Origin of the sequence: Allorhodopirellula heiligendammensis (assembly GCF_007860105.1) — a bacterium.
GTDB lineage: Bacteria > Planctomycetota > Planctomycetia > Pirellulales > Pirellulaceae > Rhodopirellula > Rhodopirellula heiligendammensis.
The window spans coordinates 1,107,101-1,133,210 of record NZ_SJPU01000001.1; the positions used below are offsets into that span (position 1 = coordinate 1,107,101).

Annotated in this window: 20 protein-coding genes; 6 read left to right on the forward strand and 14 right to left on the reverse strand. The window is 56.4% G+C overall.

Annotation, left to right across the window (positions count from 1 at the left end; translation table 11 throughout):
- Positions 1 to 65: 65 nt before the first annotated feature.
- From Poly21_RS04240 to Poly21_RS27005, 3 genes are all read right to left on the reverse strand, one after another.
- The gene (locus Poly21_RS04240) at positions 66 to 1,586 is read right to left on the reverse strand and encodes a circularly permuted type 2 ATP-grasp protein (RefSeq protein ID WP_302117506.1); all 1,521 of its coding nucleotides are present in this window, start codon (positions 1,584 to 1,586) and stop codon (positions 66 to 68) included.
- A gap of 378 nt (positions 1,587 to 1,964) precedes the next feature.
- The gene (rnpA, locus tag Poly21_RS04245) at positions 1,965 to 2,414 is read right to left on the reverse strand and encodes a ribonuclease P protein component (protein WP_436967473.1); all 450 of its coding nucleotides are present in this window, start codon (positions 2,412 to 2,414) and stop codon (positions 1,965 to 1,967) included.
- Between the two features lie 17 nt (positions 2,415 to 2,431).
- Positions 2,432 to 2,728: a hypothetical protein gene (locus Poly21_RS27005; RefSeq protein WP_302117508.1), complete on the reverse strand. Its 297-nt coding sequence runs from the start codon at positions 2,726 to 2,728 to the stop codon at positions 2,432 to 2,434.
- A 78-nt stretch (positions 2,729 to 2,806) separates the two neighbouring features.
- Between Poly21_RS27005 and Poly21_RS04250 the strand changes: the two genes are divergently transcribed.
- From Poly21_RS04250 to Poly21_RS27010, 3 genes are read left to right on the forward strand one after another with little or no spacing between them, the layout of a single operon-like run.
- Positions 2,807 to 3,361 carry a DUF726 domain-containing protein gene (locus Poly21_RS04250; RefSeq protein ID WP_302117510.1) on the forward strand — a complete coding sequence of 185 codons (555 nt, stop codon included), beginning with the start codon at positions 2,807 to 2,809 and terminating at the stop codon, positions 3,359 to 3,361.
- Between the two features lie 8 nt (positions 3,362 to 3,369).
- A complete protein-coding gene (locus Poly21_RS04255) occupies positions 3,370 to 5,004 on the forward strand; it encodes an ABC transporter permease (protein ID WP_146405726.1) in 1,635 nt (544 codons plus the stop codon).
- Between the two features lie 29 nt (positions 5,005 to 5,033).
- Positions 5,034 to 5,204 carry a hypothetical protein gene (locus tag Poly21_RS27010; RefSeq protein WP_302117512.1) on the forward strand — a complete coding sequence of 57 codons (171 nt, stop codon included), beginning with the start codon at positions 5,034 to 5,036 and terminating at the stop codon, positions 5,202 to 5,204.
- Between the two features lie 111 nt (positions 5,205 to 5,315).
- Here Poly21_RS27010 and Poly21_RS04260 read toward each other — a convergent pair whose 3' ends face one another.
- Positions 5,316 to 5,612 (reverse strand): DUF1294 domain-containing protein, encoded by a 297-nt coding sequence (locus Poly21_RS04260; RefSeq protein ID WP_302117513.1) that lies wholly within the window; start codon positions 5,610 to 5,612, stop codon positions 5,316 to 5,318.
- A 48-nt stretch (positions 5,613 to 5,660) separates the two neighbouring features.
- Here Poly21_RS04260 and Poly21_RS04265 point away from each other — a divergent pair, with 48 nt between their 5' ends.
- Both Poly21_RS04265 and Poly21_RS28205 read left to right on the forward strand, forming a co-directional pair.
- Positions 5,661 to 7,901: an AAA domain-containing protein gene (locus Poly21_RS04265; protein ID WP_146405728.1), complete on the forward strand. Its 2,241-nt coding sequence runs from the start codon at positions 5,661 to 5,663 to the stop codon at positions 7,899 to 7,901.
- Between the two features lie 40 nt (positions 7,902 to 7,941).
- Positions 7,942 to 8,121, forward strand: coding sequence for an urease accessory protein UreD (locus Poly21_RS28205; RefSeq protein ID WP_367302522.1), 180 nt, complete (start codon positions 7,942 to 7,944; stop codon positions 8,119 to 8,121).
- A 6-nt stretch (positions 8,122 to 8,127) separates the two neighbouring features.
- Here Poly21_RS28205 and Poly21_RS04275 read toward each other — a convergent pair whose 3' ends face one another.
- The 4 genes from Poly21_RS04275 to Poly21_RS04290 form a co-directional block, all read right to left on the reverse strand.
- Positions 8,128 to 9,315, reverse strand: coding sequence for an MFS transporter (locus tag Poly21_RS04275; protein ID WP_146405729.1), 1,188 nt, complete (start codon positions 9,313 to 9,315; stop codon positions 8,128 to 8,130).
- Positions 9,316 to 9,738: 423 nt separating this feature from the next.
- On the reverse strand, positions 9,739 to 10,929 hold the full coding sequence (locus Poly21_RS04280; protein WP_146405730.1) for an AGE family epimerase/isomerase: 1,191 nt from the start codon (positions 10,927 to 10,929) through the stop codon (positions 9,739 to 9,741).
- 80 nt (positions 10,930 to 11,009) lie between these two features.
- On the reverse strand, positions 11,010 to 13,586 hold the full coding sequence (locus Poly21_RS04285) for a sodium:solute symporter family protein (RefSeq protein ID WP_146405731.1): 2,577 nt from the start codon (positions 13,584 to 13,586) through the stop codon (positions 11,010 to 11,012).
- 50 nt (positions 13,587 to 13,636) lie between these two features.
- Positions 13,637 to 14,560 carry a dihydrodipicolinate synthase family protein gene (locus Poly21_RS04290; RefSeq protein WP_146405732.1) on the reverse strand — a complete coding sequence of 308 codons (924 nt, stop codon included), beginning with the start codon at positions 14,558 to 14,560 and terminating at the stop codon, positions 13,637 to 13,639.
- Between the two features lie 243 nt (positions 14,561 to 14,803).
- Between Poly21_RS04290 and Poly21_RS27015 the strand changes: the two genes are divergently transcribed.
- Positions 14,804 to 14,947, forward strand: a complete 144-nt coding sequence (locus Poly21_RS27015; RefSeq protein ID WP_302117514.1) for a hypothetical protein — start codon at positions 14,804 to 14,806, stop codon at positions 14,945 to 14,947.
- A gap of 89 nt (positions 14,948 to 15,036) precedes the next feature.
- On the opposite strand, the gene Poly21_RS04300 is transcribed toward Poly21_RS27015, so the two are convergent.
- The 6 genes from Poly21_RS04300 to Poly21_RS04325 form a co-directional block, all read right to left on the reverse strand.
- On the reverse strand, positions 15,037 to 16,263 hold the full coding sequence (locus tag Poly21_RS04300) for a sialidase family protein (protein WP_146405734.1): 1,227 nt from the start codon (positions 16,261 to 16,263) through the stop codon (positions 15,037 to 15,039).
- A 371-nt stretch (positions 16,264 to 16,634) separates the two neighbouring features.
- The gene (locus tag Poly21_RS04305; RefSeq protein WP_146405735.1) at positions 16,635 to 20,213 is read right to left on the reverse strand and encodes an exo-alpha-sialidase; all 3,579 of its coding nucleotides are present in this window, start codon (positions 20,211 to 20,213) and stop codon (positions 16,635 to 16,637) included.
- 129 nt (positions 20,214 to 20,342) lie between these two features.
- A complete protein-coding gene (locus Poly21_RS04310; RefSeq protein ID WP_146405736.1) occupies positions 20,343 to 21,548 on the reverse strand; it encodes a DUF1559 domain-containing protein in 1,206 nt (401 codons plus the stop codon).
- Positions 21,549 to 21,599: 51 nt separating this feature from the next.
- The gene (locus Poly21_RS04315) at positions 21,600 to 21,803 is read right to left on the reverse strand and encodes a hypothetical protein (RefSeq protein WP_146405737.1); all 204 of its coding nucleotides are present in this window, start codon (positions 21,801 to 21,803) and stop codon (positions 21,600 to 21,602) included.
- A 247-nt stretch (positions 21,804 to 22,050) separates the two neighbouring features.
- Positions 22,051 to 22,764, reverse strand: a complete 714-nt coding sequence (locus tag Poly21_RS04320; RefSeq protein ID WP_302117520.1) for a GntR family transcriptional regulator — start codon at positions 22,762 to 22,764, stop codon at positions 22,051 to 22,053.
- Positions 22,765 to 23,028: 264 nt separating this feature from the next.
- Positions 23,029 to 26,070 (reverse strand): glycoside hydrolase family 2 TIM barrel-domain containing protein, encoded by a 3,042-nt coding sequence (locus Poly21_RS04325; protein ID WP_302117521.1) that lies wholly within the window; start codon positions 26,068 to 26,070, stop codon positions 23,029 to 23,031.
- Positions 26,071 to 26,110 lie beyond the last annotated feature (40 nt).

Here is a 26,110-nt window from a genome sequence, read left to right on the forward strand (position 1 = left end):
TTTGCCGTGACTTCAGCTGAAAGCTCTCGACGTGAGGACTTCAACAAAATTCACTTCAAGCCCTGCTACGGTTGAGCGACAGTCTGCCCGGGACTGGCGACGACCCAAGTGTCCTTGCTACCACCGCCCTGGGAGGAATTAACGACGAGTGACCCTTTCTTCAAAGCCACCCGCGTCAAACCGCCCGGCAAAACCCACACGTCTTCAGGGCTACGGCAGAGGATGTACGGACGCAGGTCGACATGGCGGCCCTCGAGAGTATCGCTCACCATCGTGGGCACACGCGACAACTGCAGTGTCGGCTGGGCGACGTAATTACGCGGGTTCTCGCGAATTTTCTCCGCGAACTCTGCACGTTCCTCGGGTTTCGCATGCGGTCCGATCAGAATTCCATAGCCGCCCGACTCACCGGCAGCTTTCACGACCAACTCATCGAGGTGAGCGAGCACATACTCGCGGTCCTCTGTGCGCTCGCACAAGTAGGTGGGAACGTTGTTAAGAATGGGTTCTTCGTTGAGATAAAACCGAATCATCTCCGGTACAAATGCGTAGACAACTTTGTCATCGGCAACGCCGGTGCCCGGTGCATTCGCGAGGGCGAGGTTGCCGGCGCGATAGGCTCGCATCAATCCGGGAACGCCCAGGACTGAGTCCTTGTTAAACACCTCGGGATCTAAGAACGTATCGTCAACCCGGCGGTAAATAACATCGACAGCCTGAAGTCCATCGGTCGTCCGCATGTAAACGCGATCGTTCTCAACCAAGAGGTCGCGACCTTCGACAAGTTCGACGCCCATCTGATGGGCTAAGAAAGAGTGTTCGTAGTAAGCGCTGTTGTAAACACCCGGCGTGAGCACCACCACCTTGGGATTGAGCATCCCACCGGGGCCGATTTGTCGCAGTGTGTGATACAGCCTCGATGGATAATCGTTGACTGGGCGGACACCCGAGTCCGCGAACGCGCGGGGGAAGTTCTTCTTCATCATTGCGCGATTTTGCAGTACATACGAGACGCCCGAAGGGCATCGCAAGTTGTCCTCGAGCACGAACACTGCGCCCTCGTTATCTCGCACCAGATCTGTGCCGGTGATGTGACACCAAACACCCGCCGGCGGTTTCAGACCCATGCACTGCGGGAGATAATGTGGGCAAGAGTCAACAATCCGCGCCGGAATCAATCCTTCGTTGATGATCCGTCGTTCGCTGTACACATCTGCGAGAAATTGGTTTAGGGCTCGAATTCGCTGTTTCAAACCCGCCTCGATTTCAGCCCACACGGCGGCGGAAAGAATTCGCGGCACAATATCAAAGGGCATGATTTTCTCGGTGCCCTCATTGTCGCTATACACAGTGAACGTGATGCCCATCTGGTAGAGAGATCGCTCGATCGCTCGTTGCCGACGCTGCAGTTCGCCTACCGGAAGTCGGTTGATCAGATCGACCAACGCGACCGAATCGGGACGGGCGACACCATCGTCCATGACCACTTCGTCATAGAATCCATCGCTCTGATAACCACTCAAGCTTGGTAAATCACCACCTTGAGATTGAGACTGGCCGCCGGGGAACTGTGACTGCGATTGCATAGATCGATCCATCTCTCGCGTCGATCAGCCGCCTCTGATAACGTGGAAGTTTTCGGTATTTGAAGGAGTGTAAGTGTACATCAAAGCTGCCCCCACGACAGGATGGTAAACAAAATGATTGCTAAGGTCTGATCGATCCACGCAAAGACGAGACCTGCGGTCGGATGCTGACCATGCCGGAGGTATCGATCGAGGGATCGCTAGGTCGCTGGCAGGCCTCCCGCTCGGGGCCGGTTCTCCCGTTCTGGGCCGGTTCTCCCGTTATGGGCCGGGGCGAGCGTTTCGCGTTGCAGAGAGGCGGTGGGCTAATGAGCGGCGCCATATGCTGCCGGGATTGCCGCACGTACGACCAGACTCAGCCAACGCGGGTGTACCAGATCAAGGCGACTTGATCCGCTTAATCGCCTTAACCACCAAACGTGGCAAGCCACGTTGGATCTCTTTCCACTGGAGCACAGCATCTTTCTTGGGGCGGACGATGATGTCGTATCCTGCTGGGATACGGATTTGCTGCGTGCGGAAGGATTCGCGAATCAGTCGCTTCCACTTGTTCCGTACAACAGCGTTCCCCGTTTTTTTGGGGATCGTGACTCCGAGTCGAGTCGTCGGCTCATCGCCCTGGGATCGTGCCAATGCAAACACCACGAGCGTACCATCGGCGGCGCATCCCCCACGTCGCATGGCTTGCGTGAAGTGGTCGCCTTTGACGACACGGTGTGACTTTGAGAAGCGGAGGTCCGGCATCGACGCGATACAAGGAGACAGGGACTGATTAAAAACGGCTGTCGCCGCAATATCGTACAGTTTGCTGAGCTGAGCGACATTCAACGCGTGAGCACAACGTGTCAGTCGTCACCTCGCGTAAACAGGACGGTGACAGCGGCGTACAAGCCACGAAGGACAATGATGACACACACGGCAGTGTAACGTAGAATGAGTTCGGTGCGGAATGGCGACTTTGCTCCCAACAATCGCACCCCCACTTCACCTGCTTTCGAGCCGCCGACTTGCCCATCACTCTGCACACCATTGCTGAATCCAATAGCGGGCCAATCCATCTGGTTATCGGCGGCTACCGTTCCCGTCCGACCGCCAACTTGCTTCGCTCCGCCGGCCTTGCCGGCTCCACCTATGCTGTGCACTGGGCTTCGGGGCGGTGGAGCGAGGCGGGAGCATCAGTCGGTGTCGCTGCGCGAGGAATTCGATTCGGGATCCCGGCATTGAAAGCCGGACGTACTTTGCTGGGGATCGGTTCTCTCGCTGGCGGAGCAGGCGGCGCGCTCGTGATGGGTGCTGGACAGTTTCGCCACCGTCACTTTTGCGCTCGCCGCGACGGCGGCTTGCTACCGGCGATGCTGCGTGAAATTCCAGGAATCACGAAGCGGCCATTGATTCTGTACGGCCACTCCCTGGGCACCGTCGTGATCCGCTCTGCATTGGAATCGCTGGACGAGCACCATTACCGGATCGAGGACGTGGTGCTGATGGGCGGGATGGCCTCGCGACGTGGTTGGGAACCGCTAGCGGAACGCTTTGCTGGACGCTTGATCAATCTGTATTCACCTCGCGATAGCATTTTGTCGATCGCGCCAGTATGGGATCGGGTCGTGGGCACGGGCGAGGTTCATCGGGCGTGCGAGAAGCTACTAACCGGTGATCGTGTAATCAACCACAATATCAGCGGCCTGCTACCTCATCCGCTCAACGCCGTTGCCCATCATAGTGGGTACTGGCGTCATTTCGGTCGCTATGTCAACCGTGACGAACAGTCATGAGTGAAGCCGTGTCCACTGCTCTCACCATCGCGCACCTGAATGTTCGCGCGGCGGGCACTGAGCTGTTACGCGATGTTTCGCTCCACGTGCCTGGCGGCAAGATCACCGTGTTGGTCGGCGGCAGTGGTGCGGGGAAATCAGTACTGCTGCGGCTGCTCGCTGGCATTTTGCCGCGTGGACAATCACCGGTGTATTGGGAGGGCGATCTGCGTTTCGGTGGCGCCGCGCTCGAGTCGGGCTCGCACGGACGGACGGGGATCGTCTTTCAGCAGTTTGCCTTGTTCGATGAGCTCACACCGACTGCGAACGTGCAGTTTGCGATCGATCATCGCGCCGACCGTTCGCAGCCGCCACGGTACTCCTCCTCTGAGTGGTTGGAATTGCTCGGCGTGCCGTCCGCTCCGCCGGTCGCAGCACTGAGCGGTGGCCAAAAACAGCGTCTGGCGATTGCACGCACGCTTGCTGCCGATCCGGACATTATTCTCTACGACGAGCCGACCTCGGGATTGGACGCGGCGACGGGACATCGTGTGGCAGAATTAATCCAGGAAACGCAGCGGCGTTTTGAACGGACGAGCCTGGTGGTCACCCACGATTACGCAACATTGTTACCGATCGCCGACGAGGTCCTGTTGCTCGATTCACACAATACGACCATTGTTTCGGTGCCACGCGACCAATGGAGTGAGATCCCGGAGAGATTGAAAGCTGCGGCGATGCATTCAGCCTCACCAGCCTCTGACCGGACAACCGCTTCGACTCGGTCGTGGTGGGGTGTCACTGGAGATGCAACCGCCAACGCCTTTGGAAATTTTCTGGGCGCGACCGGAGCTGCCCTACAGGCGATCGCGAGGCTGCCGATTGACGCGTTTCCCACCGTCCCGCGTCTGCGCTGGGCGGGTCGGTTTCTATGGCATTTCTTGGGATTGATCGGCGGTCCGACAGCATGCATCTATCTCGTTGTCGCGGGCGTGATTGCGGGGTTCACAACGACATATTTTACACTGCGGTTTTTGCCCTTTCGATTATATACCCAGCCCTTGCTGATTGATGAGTTGTTGGCGGCGATCGGATTCGCCCTCTATCGAATATTGGTGCCGATCTTAGCTACGGTGTTGATCGCCGCTCGCTGTGGAGCTGCAGTCGCTGCTGATGTGGGGGTCAAGCAGTACGGCGGGCAGATCGACGCGTTGAAGACGTTCGGTATTCGCACTCCAGCCTACCTGCTCGTGCCGATTTTAGGGGCGTTTTTAATCGCGACCCCGATCCTCGAGTGGCTCGCGTTCACCGCCTCGCATTGGATTAGCCGACTGACCTTTGTGCTGTCGTACCCAGAAATTGGGATTCATTTTTGGTACCAGCACTTCTTTCGGGCAGTCGTGCTACCGGCGGACACGTTGGGGCAGACACCGTGGGGTTCCCAGCTACCGGTGCTCGGCCTGTTTTTGTTGGGCAAGGGGTGGGGATGGGTGCTGTTGAAAAATCTGCTCTGTGGATTTGGCACCGCCGCCATTGCTTATCACTGTGGAATCACGGCCAAACAGTCGGCAAGTGATGTCAGCCATAGCATCACATCGACCGTGTTATGGGCAACACTGTATGTCTTGGTGATCCATTTTGTGGTAGCTTTGCTAGAGTTTTGAACACCCCCCCTTCCTTCACCACAGCTGGTATGGACAAAAAAGCCAAGAAGCGACTCGATATCATCAATAAGAAGCTGCAAACGCTCCGGCCCCGCTTAGCCGGCTCGAAAGAACAGGCTGACGATCCCAGCGAGTTGGCGGAGCTGGAAAACGAGATCGCCAAACTCGAAGCCGAAGCGACCGAACTCCGCAAGTCATAGCGCGGGACCGCAGCCCGTCCGAACGCCGGTTCGCTGTCGTTGATAGGCTGATCGCAATCGGCCGTCGTTACTTCGGGCCATAGATATTGGGCCTTACCGATCGAATTGGCGTCAAAAAATCGACAGCACCGCCATGATCACCGCGACGTTGATCAGTACTGCGATCCAGAACCGCACTCGGAATGAACGCTTTTGCGTTTTGTGCCGGAATTTTTGCGACGCCCACCATGCCCCCGGCCAGCCCCCGATCAAGGAGACGACGAGCAGGGTTCGTTCAGGGATGCGTTGGTAGCGGTCGGAGCTCGGGCCTGCATTTTTTCGTGCCAGCCGCTTGTCCCACCAGTACAAAACAATGGCTAGAGCACTGGCGAGAATCATTTCAATGGCGATGATAGGGAGATAGCGCATGGGCACCGAGTCCATTAATAGTTTCAGTTTTCCGCCCGGACTCATCGCATGTCGGCACGTACTCGTAAAGGTCGATCCGCTACAGCGGACACCTCCCAACCGAAAAAACGTACTCAGGATCGCACCTCCAGCGGACATGAGGTACGGCTAGGGCAAGCTGCTGACTCGTTTGGCGACGGTATCACCGCTGGCAGTGGAAAATCGGCGAAAAGAAAAAAGGCTTCAAAACACGCCAAACTCGCCGACGCGTCTGATTCACCGCCGCGGGTTGTGCCCTATCCCCACGGTTTGCCCACCGACCGCCCGCTCGACGTCAATGATTATTTTGATCAGCTTGCGTTGTGGTTGGATCTCGAAGCGGACGCTGAGCGGGCACGGCTTGCTCGGCTGCGGCAAATTCGTAGCGAACGCGACGTCGAGAGTACGGGTCAAGCGATCGTGGGGCTCGACCTGATCGACTATCACACGGGCCTAGCCGGGCGGTATCTGTTGGACTTGGCCAAGCCTGCGGGCCAGCAACTGCCGATGAACCGGCTCAAAGTTGGCTCGCCCGTCGTTCTTTCCAACGATGCCGATCCGTCGGACGAGGGCATTGCTGGAGTCGTCAGCCTCCGCAAAAACGATCAAATTCAAATTGCGACGGAGGTGTTCCCAGATCCAGATGCCCACCACGTCAAGACCGGCAAAGCTAGTAAGCACCGAAATTCGTCGATCGGCGACATTCGTTATCGATTGGATCTGTCCCCCGATGAAACGACTCGCAAACGTCAGCTCGTGGCGATGGCCAAGGCCCGGACCGAACGCGGTCGTGGAGGTCGACTTCGTGATGTGCTATTGGGAATCGATTCGCCACGGTTCGATGGTCGAAAACTCAGTGTCGGACCGGTCAGCGAAGACGCGATCGCTGAAGAGCGAGCCGAAATTCGGTTTCGAACGGAGCTCAATGGTCCGCAACAGGATGCGGTCGCATTTGCGTTGCTGGCTGATGACGTGGCCATCATCCACGGCCCACCCGGAACTGGCAAAACCACCACGCTCGCCGAAGTGATCGCGCAAGCCGTCGAGCGAGGCGAACGTGTTCTCGCGTGCGCAGCTAGCAACACAGCGGTTGACAATCTTCTCGAGCGGTTACAGCGACTCGTTCCCTACGTGGTCCGTGTCGGCCACCCCGCGCGCGTGTTCGAACATCTCCGCGATTACACACTCGACGGCCAAGTCGAAAAGGATCCCTCGAGCCAGGTGATCAAAGATCTGCGTCAGGAACTCGAGCAATGCTTGCGGATGGCACAGCGCTCCAATGGCGGACGTCGGGAGCGTGGCGAGTGGTTCGCCCAGGCGGGACGGTTGCGTGGCCAGATTCGTTCGTTGGAGAAATCGATCGTGCGGGGTGTTCTCGATCGTGCTGACGTGATCTGTACGACCACCACCATTGACGAAGAGTTACTGGGGGATGAACGTTTTGATCTCATTGTCATTGACGAGGCTTGCCAGAGCACCGAGGGCGGCATGTGGCAAGCGATTCTTCGCGCCGATCGGTTGATTATCGCGGGGGACCATTGCCAACTGCCACCTACCGTACTCAGCGATGAGGCCGCCAAAATCGGCATGCGTGATTCGTTGATGCAGCGTCTTGTACAACGCTTTGGCGAGCCAGTGTACAGGCGTCTGACGGTGCAATACCGCATGCATGAATCAATCATGAGATTCAGCAGCGATCATTTCTACGAGGGGTCATTGGTTGCCGACGCATCGGTCCGGGGGCATCTATTGTCTGATATCCCCGATGTGGACAGGACACCCCTGACCGATACACCGCTGCTGTTCATTGACACCGCCGGAGCTGGCCACGAAGAGCAGCTGGAGCCGGATGGGCAGAGCAAGATGAATCTGGGCGAGGCAAACGTGATCGTAGACCTCGTCCGCCAGCTGGTGGATGCTGGGATCGAGGGCGACGAGATTGCGATCATCGCTCCCTACGCCGCGCAGGTGCGGCTGCTTCGTTCACGCCTTGATCTCGACGGACTGCAGATTGACACCGTCGACGGTTTTCAGGGACGTGAGAAAGAAGTGGTGCTGCTGACGATGGTGCGAAGTAATCCCGAGGGCATCATTGGATTCCTCGCTGATCGACGGCGTAGCAACGTCGCGATGACGCGGGCGAAACGCAAACTCGTGATGGTCGGCGATAGCGCGACATTGTGCATCCACGATTTCTACGCAGATGTGCTGAAGTACTTTGAAGAAAATAATGCCTACCAGAGCGTGTTCGAGCACGACGCCTGCGTGTAGGCTGCCGTTCAGCTTGTCCAGTTCTTGAGGCGGTGGACTGTTGGCTGGCGACCCAACCGATCTGCTGGTCGACTTGGATGCGGGCACTCGCTGTGTTCTGAGTTCCCAAGCATCCACGAAGATCTACGACAACCCTCGAGCATTACCGTGTAGTCAGAAGATGCATGTGCGTATCGCCTGCGACTCCATTTTCACATTGGCTCCGGAACCCATCAGCTGATTCGAATCACGCTGTCAATGCAGCGGCTTCAGACGGGGGACGCAACATGAACGATAGCCCGATCGCGAGCAACCCAAAACAAACGGCGACAACTCCTACCAGCCAATACTGCGTCAATGGTCCTCCCGGATATACCTCGCCGATGATCGAACCGGAGATGAGTGGACCGATACCGGTTGCGAAATGTGACATTGCCGTATTGAGACTCGTGAACGCTCCCCGAGACTTTGGGTCGGCTGAACGCAGCATCATCGCTTGTGCCGGCACCATCCTGCTCGATGCAACGCACATGAAGAGTGTCGTGACGAGGACCGCAATGACTAAGCTAACCGGTGGTAGGTTGGTGATCACTAAGGTCATCACGATCGCCGCGCCTGCCGCACCAGCAAAGACTCGGCGGGGCCCGAAATGATCAGTCAACCAGCCACTGAAGTTCATCACAAAGAGTGAAAAGATTCCGGCGACGGCGTAGACAAGTGGCAGATTACCTCGAGATAATCCGCAGTTCGCCTGCAGGTACGGCGCAATGTAGGGAACGATCATGAAGGTTCCGAATATCATCGTGATCATGAAGGCGAATGACCAAAGGTGGTTCGCTTGGCGAGCGACATGTACCAACGTCTTCATGGGATGGACATGTAAATCGCGATGGGTCCCGGGGAGCGACGGTAGCAGCAGCATCGTTGCGGCGAGTACCAACGTCCCGAATATTGCGATCGCAATGAAGGGAGTGCCGAAGTGATGCGAGGCATTGGCGAGCGCTAAACCGATCGGAAGCCCGATGGTGGACGCAAACGCGAATGATGAAGTCACGGCGCCGATCGCACGGCCGCGACGTTGCTCTGGAATCAATTCGACGATAAATGCCATTACCGTCGAAGCCACGATGCCACCGCATAATCCCGACAAGCCCCGAGCGATCAGCAAATGTGTGTAACTTGGCGCGAGACCGCAGTACCAGGTCGCTGCTAGAAAACCGACGAACGACCACAGCATCGTTTTTCTTCGATCAAATCGGTCAATCACGGTCGACGCGATGATCCCTGTGATCGTCGCACAGATGCCGTACGCCGAGACGATATAACCGAACTGCCGAGGCGTGATGGAGAGTTCGTGACGCAACTGGTCCCCCAGCGGCATCACAATCACGAAATCCAAGATGTGCGTGAAGTTAATTGCAGCAAGCAACAGCACGAGCTTCCACTCCGCAGAGGTCAGAGGACTGGGCTTCGATTTCGGCTCCACAGAGGGCTCCAGCAGGCGACATGTGATAACAGGCGAGCGGTAGATCAATCCGGCGAGGGGTTAGACGTAACTGCTCTGCGAAAGACATGACATTGTGTCGAAGTCCAAGAGCATCGAGAACCTCAAATGGTTCACGGGGTGGTCGTGTAACCAACAGTGCGGATCCGTGGGAGAAATACCGCCCCGTAACCAGGCCATCGCCCACGGCAAGCCCGCCTGCCATACGTGGCAGCAAAGATGGCTGATGTTCGACTCGGCCGGCGTGTGGTTTCAACCTCGTTAAACGAACAATCAAGTCGGCGGACAGTTGCATCGCCCGAGTTTGGGACTAGTTCACTCCTAGCGAACCGACGCGACATAATCGGGGGCGAGTTAGTGCGTTACCCTTTGTTTCGGCGAGTCTGCGAGCATTTTCCAGCACATCAGCTGCATGCGCGGCATGTGGAAGGGGCCCTTCCAGAGGTTGCCTTTGAGCATCGAGCTGATGCTGCCGTCTCGGTGCAGATAACCGAACCACTCGCCGTGCACTGGATCAGGGAAATGGTCATACGCCCAGTCGTGGATCATTTGGTGCCAGGTGGCATATTTCGATTCACCGGTGAGTTGATGGGCGAGCAATGTGGCGATGATCGTTTCATTCTGCGGCCACCAGAATTTCATGTCGTGCCAGTATTCCTGGATGGGCCGACCCTTCACGTCGACAAAGTATAGGATTCCCCCATGCTCCTGGTCCCAACCCCGTTGCCACATCCAGTCAAGCATCTGGCAGCCAGTTCGAATGAGTGAGGCATCCCCGCGAAGCTGTCCTTCCTGCATGATGAACCAAGCACCCTCGATCGCATGACCGGGATTGAGCAACCGTCCGTCGAAATGGTCGACCAAATCACCCGTCGGGCTCACCGTCTCCATGACGCATTGGATATCTTCCTTGAAATGATAGTGCTTGATGTCGTCAATACTTCGATTAATCCACGCGTCGGCATCGGGCAGCCCGATGGACTCGCGGAGCTCCTGGGCGGTCACAAGGGCAATCATTGGAAATCCAATGCCCCGGGTCGGTCGCGTCGAGGTGAATTTTGGCTCGACGCCCTGGGGATTCAGGTTGTGGTTTATAAATCGTTGAAATGTGCGGCTCGCTTTTTCGGCGTATTGGTCCTCGCCGGTCGCCTTGAAAAGTTCACCGTAGGCAATCGCTGCAAAGCTCTCCGAGAATGCATAGCGGCGTTTGCGGATTGGCTTTCCGTCACGGGTTACATGGAACCACATCCGACCATCTGATGAATCGAAACAATGATCGTCGAGAAATCGAGCGCCGTGCTTCGCCAGTTCCAGCCATTCTTCACGGGGTTCGACGTTGTTGTATAGCTCACCCAGTAGCCAGGTGAATCGGCCCTGCTGCCAGACGCCCTTGTCGGTATCGATCACGGCACCGTCGCGATCGAGCGACATCATGAAACCTCCGTGCTCGCGATCGACGCAGTGATTGATCCAAAACGGCAAAGTGTCGTTCAGCAATCCATCGCGATAGGTGGCAAGCAGTTCATTCCGCCGAGTTTCATCCATTTCGGTCTGCTGTAGTCTAAGTTTTGTCGTAGTCCACGTTGCTGGTCTGCAGATGTTTGTCTTCCAACTGGCAGACTGCGTCACGCTTTCGGTAATGTATGAATGGTCAGCCCACTGAGGTCACCAGTGGGCTGCTGTGAGATGAGACTCGTGAAGTAACCGACGACCAAGCATGTTGTGATTCCGCATGTCGTATACAGGTAGCCGTTAACTGCAGTGAATTTCCACAGGCTAAACATCACCGCGGCCCCGACCAACGCTCCCGTCATTGCTCCGGTGGAATTGGCTCGGATTGTTGTACCACCTAGCACGAACAGCCCACCGAGCACACCCATGAACAAGCCGATCACGACCAGAAAGGTGTCGAATAACGATTTGATGTCCGGGTTGACAAACACGAGTCCCAGTAGCGTCCCAATCACTCCCATCACGAAGGTCAGTCCGCGAGCGGCATTGAGGTAGCCATGCTTGGACTTACAAATATGGAATGGTCGCAGGAAGTCAGTCACCAAAGCCGTCGCGGTGGAGTTCATGCTGGTCGAAACAGTCGACTGGGCTGCTGCAAACACACCCGCGACGACCAGCCCGGCCAAACCTATGGGCATTTCGCGAGCGATGAAATAGGGAAATACTTGATCCGTCGAAATCGTCGGGTCCAACCGGCCGGGATTGGATTGATAGTACGCGAATAGTGCCGTGCCGATGCCGAAAAACAGCAGTGTCGCCGGAATCGTCAGCGCGGCATTCGTCCAGATCGAGCGGGCTGCCAGATTCTGATCGGCGGTTGTCATGTAACGCTGCACGACAGCTTGGTCGGCAGTGTACGAAGACAGGTTCTGTCCGATCGCTCCAACAATAATCACCCACAGTGCGATCTGGGCGTTTGTCGGGCTGAGGTGCAAGTTGGCGATTCGAAATTTATTGGCATCCTCTGCTGCAGTCAGAAAACCGCTTACACCACCCTCTGTTCCCGTCACCAAAAGAAAGATCGCCAGCATCGCCCCACCGAACAGTACGACCGTCTGGATGGTATCCGTCCAGATCACTGCTTCGACGCCACCCATCGTACAGTAAAGGATGCTGAGCACGCCCATCAGCAACACGGACTGCGCAGGACTCAAGGGGGTTGCGACCGCCATCGCTAATCCAGTCAGCGACATGACAACCGCCATGCGAAAGAGGTGAAAGAGCGTGAAGCTGGCACTTCCGAATAGTCGTACTGGACGACTGAATCGCTTCTCCAGATATTCATACGCACTCGTGGCATCGATCCGGCGGAAGAACGGCATAGCGACGTACACCGCAACAATGGCGACTACTGGAATCGTGAAGTTGCCAATCGAATACACCCAGTCCTGCGCGTAAGACTTCGATGGAATACCGGTGAAGGTTAGCGAGCTCAGCATCGTGGCAAAGATGCTGCAACCAGCAGCCCACCATGGAATATTGCTACCGCCGCGAAAAAAGTCGTCGGTGTTCTTGCTCTTTCTAGCAAAGTATACGCCGACGCCAACCATCGACGTTAGGTACACGAAGAGGACAACGTAATTGACGACGCCAAAGTCGTGGCTGGCGCGATTGACGGCAACGCGATAGACGTTCGGCGTTCGCGTTCGGGGGCGAATCTCGCCAGTCGGCACGATGATATCATGGCCCCATTGAACCGCAGTTGTCGTCACCTGGGTGACGGGATTCACTCCCGCGGAAACCCAGGTATCGGTGATGGTGTGGTAGGCTGCTGAATCATGGCCGAAGCCTGGATGGTCATCCTGCAGTTCGTTGCTTTGGAAGAATAGATCCCCCGTCGATCCGCCGAGCACGAGCACATGACTCTGGCCGTATTTGATGCTGGTGCCGGCCATCCAACATCGAGGTGCGTCGCTTCGTTGCCGCCACACACCGGTGCTTGGATTGAACTCCCACACATCGCGGAGAAATTCAAAGCTGGTTTGATCTTCCGCTGGCCCATTCTGTCGCCGCCCGCTGATGACGTACACGCAATCGTCATATCCATTGTGCTGACTGACGGTCAGGTTCAATGCTCGCGGAGGTCCGGGCCAAGCTGGCAACTCTTTCCAAACGAATTCCTCAGTCGCTGTCTGCGCGGACAGATCCAGCGACCAGAAGTTTGTCATGGCGGTGTCTAGCGACTGGCCACTTTGCCCTCCAGCAAGATAGATTACCTCGCCGATGATTGTTGCGGCAGTGAATGCGCACGGTTTGGGAAGCGACGGATATTCTCTCCTCGTGATCTGTTCGGATGCCGGATCCCAGCTCAGCAAGAACACGTCGTCAAATGTCTCTTCGGCATTGTTTCCACCGATGCATACCACGCCTTCGCTGGTAGAGACTGACGCCCCATATGCGATTGTACGATGGAGAGTTCCGCCGTCTTTCCAGGCATAGTCGTCACCGTCTTTAGTCATCACGTAAATGCGGTCATGCCAGACCTTTTCGCTCTCCCAGATAGGCTTGGGAAAGTTCGCACCTCCAGCGACGATCATGGTATCGTTGTGAATTCCTACATACGGCCCCGCCAAGCCCAGCTTGTCGGGCATGGGGGGCAATTCACTCCATGACAACAAGTCCTCTGCCGTTGCGAGTGCGGATGTCGTGAAGGCTGCCACGATGAGCAGGATCGGTAGAAATCGTTTCATATTCTCTATCGTCTTGAGGGCCACACATTTCCGTGCGTCGTCGGCTGCGATTAAGGGTTCAGCGACAGGCTGGCGGCGTGTCCGAAGTCCATTCCAATGGCGCTCAACTCAGAACGCAGGGAGTCGGACTGGGATGGGGAAAGCCGGCCCTGCGGCAATCGACAACCACCGACATGGAACCCCTGCATTTCAAGGATGGCTTTCATGGCGGGGTGAAACGGGTAGCGCCCAATCGTCCGAATCATCTCGATTGAAAGAGACTGCCCTTTTCGAGCCTGGGCAAAATCCCCAGCTTCGAACGCGGCCATGATTTGGAGATACAACGGAGCCGCGATGTTGTAGGTGCTGCCGATACCGGCACGGGCACCGGTTGCCAATGCGCCCAACAGCATTTCGTCGCATCCCCAGACGACATCGAAGCGGCCTCCCTCCAATTCCATGCAATGCTGAAATTCGAAGAGTTTGGTGTCGGTGTATTTCAGACCGACTAAGTTGGGAATCTGGTCACCGCCTCTCTGCAAGAAATCGGCCATCTCAATCGTCGAACCGGTCAATGCAGGAATGTGGTAGTAATAGAATGGCAGGTCGGGAGCGCCGCTGGCCAACTCCGCCATGCAGTCCACCAATGCCGCCACGCTGGACACTTTGAAGTAGGACGGGCACGTAGCCGAGATCACGTCTGCACCGACTGCCTGTGCATGGCTGGCGAGTTGCCGCGCTTCGTGCACACTGTTGTGACCAACTTGCACAATAACGGGGACTCGACCGGCGGTCGCCTCTACGTATGCTTCGGCAACCTTCCGCCGTTCCTCACTCGTCAATGACATGCCCTCGCCAGTGCTGCCGCAGACGTATAATCCGGTGATGCCATTGCGCAACAGGTCTTCAACCATCGGACCGATCGCGCTGAGGTTCAAGTCTCCGTGCGGATCCAGCGGTGTGTAGGTTGCCGCAATCAGACCATTCAGCTTCATAGGATTCTCAATTCGTTGGTAATACAGGTTGCCAGCCTGTGGTTTATGAATGTTGCAGGCTGGCAGCCTGCTCTTGGTGATTTCAGTTTCATGCCTGCATTGCGTTCATGCCGTAAACTTCCGGTTGCCATTTTGCGGTACGGATACTGCGTGGTACGTGATAGCGTTTGCGTAGGAAGAAACATCATCGACTTAAAACGGCTTCCTATGCCGGGTCACTTCATGAAGATCGGCCTTGGAACCATGACCCGAACGTGTACCAAAAAAGTTGTCGAACTGCGAGTATTTCAGGCCATGATCTGCCAGAGCATTCAGCGATGGAGTGCGGGCTTCGCCTCCAAGGCAACCGAGGTCCGAAAAGCCGAGATGGTGGGCGACGATCAGTAGGATTGCGGGCCGGTCGTCACCCTGCGTCTGCACACCCGCCAGCGTCGCGAAGAGGAAGCAAATTGGGGCGATCAAGAGCGAGTGCCGCTTCATGGCTGCTGTGCGTCGTGAGCGCGTTCGTTTGTCATCAGCTGTGACTGTGTCACGACCACAAAGACGATCGATTCGTACGGACTGCGTTGTCCCGCTTCAAACAGCACCCCGTATCGAATTGCATCGAGTCGAACCATGTCGCTATAGGCGGCAGGCCCAGCATATATCAGCGGACCATCCTGCCATGTGCTGGTCTCATCGGTTGAGAATCGAACCCGTAAATCACTCCGTCCCTTACCGCTGGGACCGTTCTCGTCAGGACCTGAGAACAGAATTAAATCGTGTGCGTCACCGTTGAGCGTTGACGCGGCGCGCAACAATGAACATTGGACGACAGGCGGATCGAGAATCTCCGGTGAAGGCTGGAAAAACTGGTACGCCGAGACCGACGAGGGGTCGAACGACGCGCCTGCGTCGCTGCTGAACGCTTCGCCACGTGAGCCCCGAGCTGCTCCGTTTTGGTCTCGGGTGTTGAAGTACAGTCGACCGTCGTTCAGTTCCACAACTGCCGTCTCGTTCGCATGCAGATCATCTTCGTAGGTGTCATCAACTGCTCCGATTCGCCAGGACTTGCCGTGGTCGTCGCTCAGAATCGCATGCGCACCGTTGGCACCTTTGTCCGCCCCATCGTCACCGAGGCGATGGTCGCAGGGAACGACCAAACGGCCTTTGTTCAACCCGCGTTGCAATTGGATCGCGTGAACCGGCCCCGGTGCGTACCATCCCCATTCCGGCTTTTTGACAGTGTCGGTCACCTCAACTCGTTCCGCCCAAGTATTGCCATGATCATCGCTGTAGGTTACGAACACGCGATCGTTCTCGACTGTGAACGGCAGCCAGATACGACCCGCATGCTCAGGATCGAGATGGTCAACCACGGGCGTCGGATTGCCCACACTGATCTCGCGTGACGGATCCTTGTAGAAGCTACGAAAGGCATCGCTCGGCTGCACTATTTCAATCCCGCCCCATGTCTTGCCCTGATCACTCGATCGTTTCAGTACAAGATCAATCTCGCTTGCATCACCTCCTTGCCGAGCTTCGCAGAATGCCAACAGATCGCCATTAGCGGCGGTAACGATGGCCGGAATACGGAATACTTTATACCCGTCGCTACCGCTACGAAAAACCGTGACAGGATCGAGCGGTACACTCGTCTCCTGTCCGCATGCTATGCCACAGCAAAGTGCCAGGCACACGGCTAAAGTTTTCTGGGTGATCATTGTGGTCTCCAAGGGGATGTCGAAGGGACGCTCGAATTTCAGGAAGGTCTCGCGTCTCAATATACAGTCTGCGTCTTGCTTGTCGGTGAGATCAGGGACCCTCGTTGCTGAGAGGTGCAGGTGCTATTCCTGCGTTCTGGAACATGTCGAGGTGCTGCAATTAAAAAGCCAAGCCGCGTGCAGGATTTGGTTCGGTATTCCTGCAGTTCAGCGACGACGGTTGTGCTGTGGGCTCTTCCGATAGTCGGGTCGCAAATCTCTGGCTGGAAACGCTATCGCTGACCAACGCCACGTCATTGGAATGGATTCTTGCAATATCCATGCGGAAACCGCCAGCGAACGATTCCGCTTGGGAGCCCCTACGACGCCGATCAATTGTCCTGGGTGGAGAATGGCGATGCAGGCAATCCTTCGCTGTTGACGAGATTGACGGGGGGATCAAGATACGGTAGCCATGCATATCGAACATGGATCGGCCGAGTGACCTTGGGGCTGGAGACGGAAATTGTAGCGTAGCTGCAGGGCGTGGCGACTGCAGGATGGAAGATACCGTCCTGGCCGCACACTTCGAAGTAGCGGAGAGCATCGCCATCCGATGAAGTCAGATCCTTTCCGGATTGCTTGAATGAGACGATCATCGTGTTTCCTCTGCGCTCTGCACGCTCAAAGAGCGGCCCCGAATAGGTCTCATGTATATTTGATAAGTAAGTCGTGCCCAGTGCCAGCCTTGCGAGCCGTTCGCCTACCGGCTTTTTCAGCTTCGGATGAACATCGGTCGGGTGCCCGGTGTCAATCGTAACCGCCATGCCGATGTTGTTGATTCGGTCCAGAGATCGACGTTGTCCATCGCGAAAGAGTGGCCAGTCAGGTCGGTCGATTGCCGGCAGTTGGACGAACAGGAACGGGAAGTCACCTTGATTCCAGTGCTGGCGCCACTCGCGGATTAAAACAGGGAATAGTTTCTCGTGTTGACGTACCCGCTCCGGTGTTTCGGCGTTTGATTCACCCTGATACCAAATTGCCCCTCGAATCGCGTAAGGGATCAGTGGTTCAATTCCCGCAGACCATAGAAAACCAGGCTTGAAGGGGTGGTTGGGGCCGAGCTGATCCCCGGGAACACGCGCACCTGATTGGATTGCTGCCAACAGGTTCTGTTTGCCTCGCAGGGGGCAGAACTCGCCGAGCACTTCGCTATGAAGCCAATTTCCAGCGACAAGGTTATTCAATTCAACATCCCGCTCCATCGCTTCCAGAGGTATCCATGATTCTGCCGGAGAGCCGCCGACCGCAGGGCAGATCAAACCAACCGGCACCTTGAGTTGACGTTGTAGATACCTACCAAAGTACCAGGCAACAGCAGAGAACTTGCGGGCTGCGTTGACCGACGCGACCGCCCACTGCCCGTCAATGAATGTATTGGGTGCCAGTCGCGAGAGATCGGCAGGCAAATAGTTCTGGGGTAGGCCGCGCGGTCCGTCGGTCAGGTCGAGCAGACGTAGGCTATCGTTAGCTTGACCGGCGAGCATATCCAGTTCGCTTTGGCCACTGTTCGACTGATCCAACCGCCACTCCATATTCGACTGTCCGGCGCACACCCAGACTTCCCCAATGAGTACATCCTGAAAGGAAACCTGCTCATCGCCCGATTGAACGGCAAGTGTGGTAGGAACATGCGACGCCTTCTGAGACGCAAAACGGACCTGCCATTGACCATCGTCGCCTGCCGTCGTGGTGAGGGCGTCATCGCCAAGGGTCACGGTGACGTTGCTGTTCGCCAAGGCCTTACCCCATACCGGCAACGGTGCCTCCGCCTGCAGCACCATGTGACTGCCAAACACTTGAGGAAGTTCCAGGTTTGTCGAACTGGCGGCCGTCGGCTCGCTGGCATCCACGTGCTCCAAGTCGCTGTTGTGCGAACCATCGAGGATTTCAATGAGTGGAATCCGTTGGAACGTCAGGTGAGCCTGACTGCCTTCGTACAGGATTCCGACGGTGTGGTCATCGATCATGGACATGCACGAGTACCCGGCCCCATTATCTTCGTCGAGGAGAAGTCGATGTTGCTTCGGCCACGTCCTACCGCCATCGGAGGAGGCCTTGATCGTCATATGGTTGCGACCGTGCAGACTATCGGGATTGGAGAACAGCACCCATCCTCCAAGATCGCTGCCAGCTTCTTGGTCGGCACCAATGAGGCTGGCCATGCACGCACCAGGTTCGATTAATGAGATTTCGGACGAGGGGTGCTGTTGCCAGGTTTTTCCCATGTCGCGGGTCGTCATCACAACACGCGACGACGCACGGTTATACCGACAGTTCAGCATCAACACGCCTGGTTCCGTCTCGATGACCTGAGCCTCCGTAGTGTCATCGAAGGCGCCCGTGCCTGTTTGCCAAGTTGACCCGTGGTCCTTGGAGTAAATGATCGTTGAACGCGGAAGTCGCTGCTGACGAGGATGGTCCTGGTACTGGGCGGCGAATACGATCGTACCATCTTGCATCGTGATGCCTTTGCCAGGTCCTTGCAGGAGGAGGCTCCAGTCTGGATGTTTCACCTGATCGGTGATGTTGATTGGCTCTGACCAAGTGACACCTTCGTCGTCACTGCGGACCAATATCAATTGCCCTGTCTCCTCGGGAGTGAGCCCTGGTCCAGAGCCATGCCATCCTCGATCGCCATGACTCCATAACCCCGCCACCCAAATGCTATTCGTGCTGCGATCTACTAGCACCGCTGGGTCGCCAATGCCGTCGTATTTCCAGTCGGGGTTGTCGCCCATGTCCATAATGGCTTTCATGGGCTCCCATGTACGACCTCCATCGACTGAACGCGACATGCCAACATCAATGTCTCCCGGGAGATCACTGCCGCGCCGTCTGCGAATATCATAAACTGCGATTAATGTGCCTCTGTTCGTGGTGGCAAGTCCTGGGATGCGATAAGTGTGGGCGCCGTCATCTCCGCGTTGTCGCAATGCGATCCCCATCCGCTGGCTCGAAACTGGCGCTTCTAGCTCAATCGTTTGCCCGTTTGAAAAGGTGACTTGTTCAATGGCTGCGCCGACTCGCAGATCGATGTTAGCGTCCGGTTTGAGCTGGCAACGAAGCCAGACAATGTTTTCGCCTGCCTTCAGTTCCTGTGACACTTGGAGTGCTTTGATGGCAGGCTTGACGTGCTCTGCCGTGGAAACGGGGGCGCCGTCGGCAACCTGCAGTGTTTGGATTTGTTCGATGCCTTCGAGCCGAGCTCGTATTTCCGTCAGAGAGATTGGATCCACGACTCCGGTTGCCATTATCTTCAGCTTTGCCAGTGGACAGGTTTCGGCACCGACGAGTGCTGGCAGCGAACAGGGCACCACCTCGACACTGGCAATCTGTTGTCGTTCGGCGGGTCCGATGAGAATATCATCGATCAAGATCCCAGCATTTGGAGGACTTTTGCAAGTAATGCGGAGCCGCTCAATCTTATCGTCATTGAGCGGCACGGTGACTTGGCTGAGAAACGCTCGGCCTACGCGAACGCTGGCGTCACCCTCGTAGATTTCCTGCCAACCATCCCCGGAGTTCTGCTCGATGCGAAACGAGAAGGGCGGGCGACTCGTCCAGCGCTCTGCCCTGAACGAAAGCACTCCGGAGGTGTCCACCGCATCGTCGAGATGCAGCGTGACAACAGACGTTTCATCGCCGGTCAGGTGCAGGCATTGCTGACCGGTGCTGGCATGCTTGGCATCAACGATGGCGACTCCGGCCTGCGATGTCCACTTGCCGACCTCGGTGTTGAGCTGCTCGAATCGGCCCGGTTTCGCATCTTCAAAGCTGGTGGATGCGGTCGAGGACGAACGCTCCTCGGCAATTCCGGACTCCCTAGCAAAGGAGACGTCATGGAGCGTACTGAGGACGCAGAGAGAGATCCCGATCACGCGGGGCAGAAAAGCATGGTAGAACGTCATGTCTTGGCTCACAGGATCGAGTGCAAGTATCTAGGATTGGGGCGTATTCTACAGCAGGCCTATCTTCAGTTGGCGCGAGCTTGCGTGCTCTCGGCCGACCGAAGACTTGGCTGAGCAAAATCTGTGGACCTAGAAATCCAGGCTAACAATTTCGCGACCAGCCTTCGTTCCCAACGCCCCCCAAACTCCGTACGGACTCGCCGATCCAGGCGGCAGCGTACCGGCGGTACCATTGTGCGACACCATACCTCCTCCACCAGACTCGATAGAGTCGGTGATGAACTTGATCGCACCGTCGCCCATCAGGACGTGGCAACCACCTTGATGTCGGCTGCTAGGCGAAAAGATACCCCATCGGAAGATGTCAGTGAGCGACGTGTCATAGACAATCGGAGCGTTGGGGGGCAGGATCGTCGTCATGCCGGAGAAGACGGCGAGCCCATAAGACCATTTAAAGCCTCGCATCTCTTCTTCGCTTCCATTGACCCGAGCAGCAGGATCCCAAAACTGAGGCCGCAAAGGATCGGTTTGCTCGTAGGCTTTTTTAGGGTCTAGATGATGCCCCGTAACACCAGCTCTTGGTTGAGTGGTCACATGGCGATCACCTAAGTCCGTGTTGAACTCGCCAGCCATGATTGTATTGGAAAGCCCGTCTAGAACATCACGGAACTTTGGATTGAGCAGGCCATGTGCGAACATACCGCGCTGCGTACTCATGGCGCTGGCAGCGGAGGATGCACGCTGTCCATATTGATCGGTGATCCCATTGTACTGGTAGTACAGCGAGTCGCCGAGACAGACGCCGTAGTTCGTCCGACCCTGTGCTGGCAGCCCCTCACCGGGGTCGCTGGGACATCGGTACGAGGGAATGCTGGTTAACCAGGGTGTGTACTCACCTTGGACGGTGTGGTCCGCCAGCAGCATCCAGGGACTCGGCCCCAAGGGTGCATAAAGACTTCCGGACGCAATTCGATAGGGCGTGCTGATCTGTTGCCAAAGTGCCTGTTGCTCGATAAAGGGTGTGATGCCAACCAACGCACTGAGCTGATTCAGATTGGATCCTCCACCACTGGCGGTCGGTGTGTAAGTCGAGTCCCAACTGGCCCCAGGGTTTCGTTTGGTTCCACCGGCCTGCGCGGGGAGTTGGTCAAAGGCGGAATGGTAGTTTTGGAACGCAAGTCCGATCTGCTTGAAGTTATTGCTGCAACTCATTCGTCGGGCCGCTTCACGGGCAGCTTGTACTGCGGGAAGCAGTAAGCCCACCAGCACACCAATGATGGCGATCACCACTAGCAACTCGACCAGAGTAAAACCGCGATTTCGTCGGACGTTCATAGGACACCTTTGCAAATCAGTAAATACGTTACGAGTGACTTCTTTTACGTGTTATCGGCTGCCCGTTCCGGGGAGCTCTGCTGGTCCACTGAGGCCCTCCGGCTCTTTCTGGCCACCCCGTGCTGCCGCCTCCGGATTCTCCTGGAGATATCTCTCCAATTCACCCGCCTGCGGGGACTGCACCTCGCGACCGCCACACCCCACGGTGAACAGGCACAGGGAAAAAATGACCAACGTTTGTGTGCTCGATCGCATTGCGAATCTCCTGAGAGTAGGCATGAGCTAGGCTGTGTTATCACATGATATAACATCGGTGAGGATGTGCAAATAGAAAAGTCTGAGGAATTTCGATTTCACCTCTGTCCGGCCCAAAGCAACGCACGAACGCGTAATAATACGCCCGTCCGCATAGTTATCGTGACGTACAAGCCAGGCTTCCGTCGCTTGGGAGAGTGGGGCGGACACCGGATGGCGTCAAATGCTCGATGCCGAGCCCACCAGGTCAAATCCGGTCTCGGCCCTGCTGGCTAAGAAAACCAATGACGGTTTTGCGGCCGCGTTGAATTTGGTCACTCATCAGTTGTTGTGCCCGTTTGGGGTCGCCGTCTCGCAGTGCTTGCAGCAACTGTGCCTTCGACTCGCACGTCTGCTGCGCAACCTCAGCGGTCAACAATCGTGGATCGTTTCGTTGAGCTTCGAACACCGTGCCAATCGCCCGATTGTCGTTCACCACTTTGGCCAGCAGCGGATTGCGTGACGCCTCGATCAACAGTTCATGGAACTGCTGCTCGTCATCCATCCAGCGATCCAACTGGCGTTTGCTGCTGTGACCTTTGGATTGCCGCGTAATCTGATCAGAGGTCTGTCTGGCCCGATCAAGAATCGACTCGAGTTCTTCGAGCTGATCGGCGGTAATGTACTGTGCAGCCTCAGCCGCGGCGCAGCTTTCGAGCGCATCTCGCAAAACATAGAGATTGTTTAGGTCCTGACGATTCGCTCTGCGAACGTAAGCACCGGCGCCAGGAACGTGATCCACCAAACCCTCGCTCGACAGCCGATTGATCGCCTCACGCACGGGAATCACGCTCACCCCGATTGCTTGTGCGAGAGTTCGATTGACCAACTGCTTGCCCGGCGGAAACTCTCCGCTGGCGAGCTTCTCTCGAATGTATTCGTATGCCCGTTCCGCAAGACTTTGATCCACAGGTTTGCTCAATGTTGATTCTGGGTGGGGAGGAGCCAGCGACGTGGTTCGACGATAATCTGGTAGCTGAACGCGTCAAGAGTGTCCGCACTTCCAAGGTTAGATCACTCGGGAATTCTCGAAACTGCCATCGCCCAACTGCGGTCGACGCATTCAATCCAGCATCGCGGACAATCCTTACGCACCAATGTTATAACGTCATGTTTGGCGGCGTCCATGAAGCATGGAGAAACAATGCGGGATGCATGCCAGTTCGAACCACTGCGTGATGCTCCGTCAATCAATCGATATTTCATCGATGTACATTCCGCCGTTCTCGACAGTCGTGAGACGAATGGTATTCGCACCGCGTTGAAGACGAATCGGAACATCGACGGTTCTCCAGTCACGCCCCCAGTTCGCCGCGTTGGGCAGCAGCAGTCGCTCCTTCACAACTTGGTCGTTCACCGACAGCTGAATAAGCCGCCCCGGTTGTTTCGGATGTTTTCCACTGTAGCGGATCACCAGTTTTGCCTGCCGAACGTCGCCGTCATTCTCCTGGTACCATTCCGCATAGCCCCCTCGTGACTGGCCAAAATCGATAAACCCTTTCCCATGAAATCCTTGGCCCTGCGATTTGATCTTGGCGCCATTGAGGGTAGCGTCTTCGGCTTGTTCACTCCCGGGACGAGACGTGCTAGTCGTACCGGACGGCTCATTCCACACGAACCCTTCGTCGACCGCGAAGCGCTCATGCAAGGCCTGTAATGGTTTGCCGTCTACCATGACGAGCGCTTTGACGGTCGTGCCCAGCGGTACCGAGAATGCATCGGTGTATGGAGTCGAGTCTGGAGTAGGTGTTTCACCGTTGGTTGTGTAGAAGACTTCCACGTCAAGGCTGGGAATGTTACCACGCAGTGCGAGCACCTGTGTTTCGATACTGACCTCGCTGGATGTAATCTGTTTCTTCTCACCGAGGATGCCGCTCGCGACCAACGCGATATCGCCTGGCTGACCGGTCGCCTCCACGTAGGCCCGGGTCAGTCCGTAGAACGCAATACGGCTGTCAGCCTTATGGTGCGGTTCCACGTCCACGGGACTGCCGTTGTCGAGAGCGCGGATTCGCCCAGGACCAATTACCTTGAAAAAGGTGCGGTTTTCGCCGTAGGGATACGTTTCACCATCGGCATCCGTGGTCGTCACACGGACCTGCACGATGTCTTTTCCCACGGAGGTCAACGGCTCGCCGTCAACCGAGAGCGTAAACTTTGACGGAGCATCAGCGGTGCGAATCATCGTTTGCGCGACCTTCTTGCCACCGCGGTAGCCTATTGCCCGGAGTTCTCCTGGCGTCCACGGAATCATCCACTCGCACTGCATTTCATTCCATCGTGTACCCGGCCGCTGCTTCCCGAGCGACTTCCCGTCCACCAATAATTCGACTTCTGCACAGTTGGAGTAGACCCACACCGGAATGGGAGTGCCTTCCTGAATGGTCGGATGCGTCCAGTGCGGCAGGATGTGGACCATGGGAGTTTCGGTCCACTGGCTCTGATAAAGATAGAACAGGTCCTTTTCAAAGTTGGCGAGGTCGATCGCACCTCCCATAAAAGCTCGGAAGGGCCAGCCTCCATGCACATAGGATGCTTCGCCGATATAGTCGTGACCCGTCCAGCGAAACGAGCCAGCAAATTGTGGAATGTCGCGTAATTGCTCAATGTTATGGCGAGCGGTCGTGCGAACGGTTGCGTTGTCATAGCTGGAATTGAATACCTGTTTTCGGTGCCCGCGATCTGCGTCGTCAATCCAATCGTGCGTGAAGACTTCGGTTTTTGTGAGATCTGGGATCTCGTGGACGGCTTCGTTGACGTCCGGCCCACCGTCGCGGTACCAAGTATTGGTGCGGTAGTAGCCACGCACCTGCCAGGTGTGCGTGTTTTCCGTCCCGATAAAGACGCGGTCGGAATTTAGGTTTTCGAACCAGCCCACCTTCTCACTGCTGCCGTTGACGCCGAAAACATCCATCCATTGGGACCCCGAATGTCCCGAAGTGACGGGGCGCGTGGGATCGAGCTGATGACAGAGAGCGACCAGATCGGCGGCGATTGGCCCGCCGGTTTCATTGCCCAGGCTCCAGATCACGACGGACGGATGGTTGCGATCACGCTGCATCCAATCGCTCAGATCACGTTGCCACCACTGGTCGAAGAAATAGCGGCCGTAATCATGCTGCGCTTTCTTTTTCCATCCATCGAAAATCTCATCCATGACCAGCATCCCGACCTCGTCACAGATGTCATAAAAGACAGGCGTCTGTGGATGGTGTGCTGTGCGGATGGCGTTGCAACCCATCGCCTTGAGCTGCTCGATGCGAAACCGCAGGATCTTATCAGGGACCGCTGCACCGAGAGCGCCCGCGTCCTGATGGTTACAGACGCCCTGCAGCTTGACGTTCTTTCCATTCAGCCACATCCCCGTTGCAGGTCTCCATTCGATGTCGCGAAAGCCGAAGCGGGTCGAGCTCATATCGACCGTTTGACCGTCCGCTTCTAATGTCACGACTGCGTCGTAGAGATGAGGTGAATCGAGATCCCAACGAAGGTGGTTGGGAGCCATCAGCTCGAACCGGGAGAACTGATTCGAGTGCGGGGCAACAATCACAGAGTTTCTTTGCGACGTCACCGTTTTGCCGGACGGATCGACGATCGCCACATTGACATCCATCGCCCTCGTCTCGTCCGTGGTGTTGCGAACTTCCGCATCGAGATTGACTGTATTCGCCTGGGTGCGGACAAAGACACCGTCGCGAGCAAGGTGGACTTTGTCTTTCACATCGATCCATGTGTGAGCATAAATACCGCTGCCCGTGTACCACCGCGCCGACGGCTGCTTGTCGTTATCCACGCGAACTGCGATGGTGATCGAATCGGCGGTGTCGACCGCTCTGCTGATGTCATACGCAAATGAGCTCCAGCCGTAGGGTCGCGTGCCGAGCTCTTGCCCGTTTGCCCAGACAGTGCTATTCATGTACACGCCGTCAAATGCAATCTCGACATGTTTCCCCTTCCAATCATTGGGAACCTGGATCGTCTTGCGGTACCAGCCAATTCCAGCAGGCAGATAGCCGCCGGTTCCGCCCATCGGGTTGCCTTTGCGATACTCGCCTTCGATGCTCCAGTCATGTGGAATATCGAGCGCACGCCAATCGGCATCGTTGAAAGTGCTCGCCTCCGCACCGGGGACGTCACCTAGCTGAAACTTCCATCGGGCATCAAAACTTGAGCGTTCTGCCTGAGCCAGATTGGCAATGAACAACAGGATCAACAACAGCTTCTTCAAGGGACTCTCCATGCGGAAACGAGAACGTTCGACCTATCTT

Coding starts and splice junctions, on each gene's coding strand:
- Poly21_RS04240 (WP_302117506.1), bottom strand. CDS start 1,586: ATGCAATCGCAGTCACAGTTCCCCGGCGGCCAGTCTCAATCTCAAGGT.
- Poly21_RS27010 (WP_302117512.1), top strand. CDS start 5,034: ATGGACAAAAAAGCCAAGAAGCGACTCGATATCATCAATAAGAAGCTG.
- Poly21_RS04260 (WP_302117513.1), bottom strand. CDS start 5,612: ATGCGCTATCTCCCTATCATCGCCATTGAAATGATTCTCGCCAGTGCT.
- Poly21_RS04265 (WP_146405728.1), top strand. CDS start 5,661: ATGTCGGCACGTACTCGTAAAGGTCGATCCGCTACAGCGGACACCTCC.
- Poly21_RS04280 (WP_146405730.1), bottom strand. CDS start 10,929: ATGGATGAAACTCGGCGGAATGAACTGCTTGCCACCTATCGCGATGGA.
- Poly21_RS04285 (WP_146405731.1), bottom strand. CDS start 13,586: ATGAAACGATTTCTACCGATCCTGCTCATCGTGGCAGCCTTCACGACA.
- Poly21_RS04290 (WP_146405732.1), bottom strand. CDS start 14,560: ATGAAGCTGAATGGTCTGATTGCGGCAACCTACACACCGCTGGATCCG.
- Poly21_RS27015 (WP_302117514.1), top strand. CDS start 14,804: ATGACCCGAACGTGTACCAAAAAAGTTGTCGAACTGCGAGTATTTCAG.
- Poly21_RS04300 (WP_146405734.1), bottom strand. CDS start 16,263: ATGATCACCCAGAAAACTTTAGCCGTGTGCCTGGCACTTTGCTGTGGC.
- Poly21_RS04305 (WP_146405735.1), bottom strand. CDS start 20,213: ATGACGTTCTACCATGCTTTTCTGCCCCGCGTGATCGGGATCTCTCTC.
- Poly21_RS04310 (WP_146405736.1), bottom strand. CDS start 21,548: ATGAACGTCCGACGAAATCGCGGTTTTACTCTGGTCGAGTTGCTAGTG.
- Poly21_RS04315 (WP_146405737.1), bottom strand. CDS start 21,803: ATGCGATCGAGCACACAAACGTTGGTCATTTTTTCCCTGTGCCTGTTC.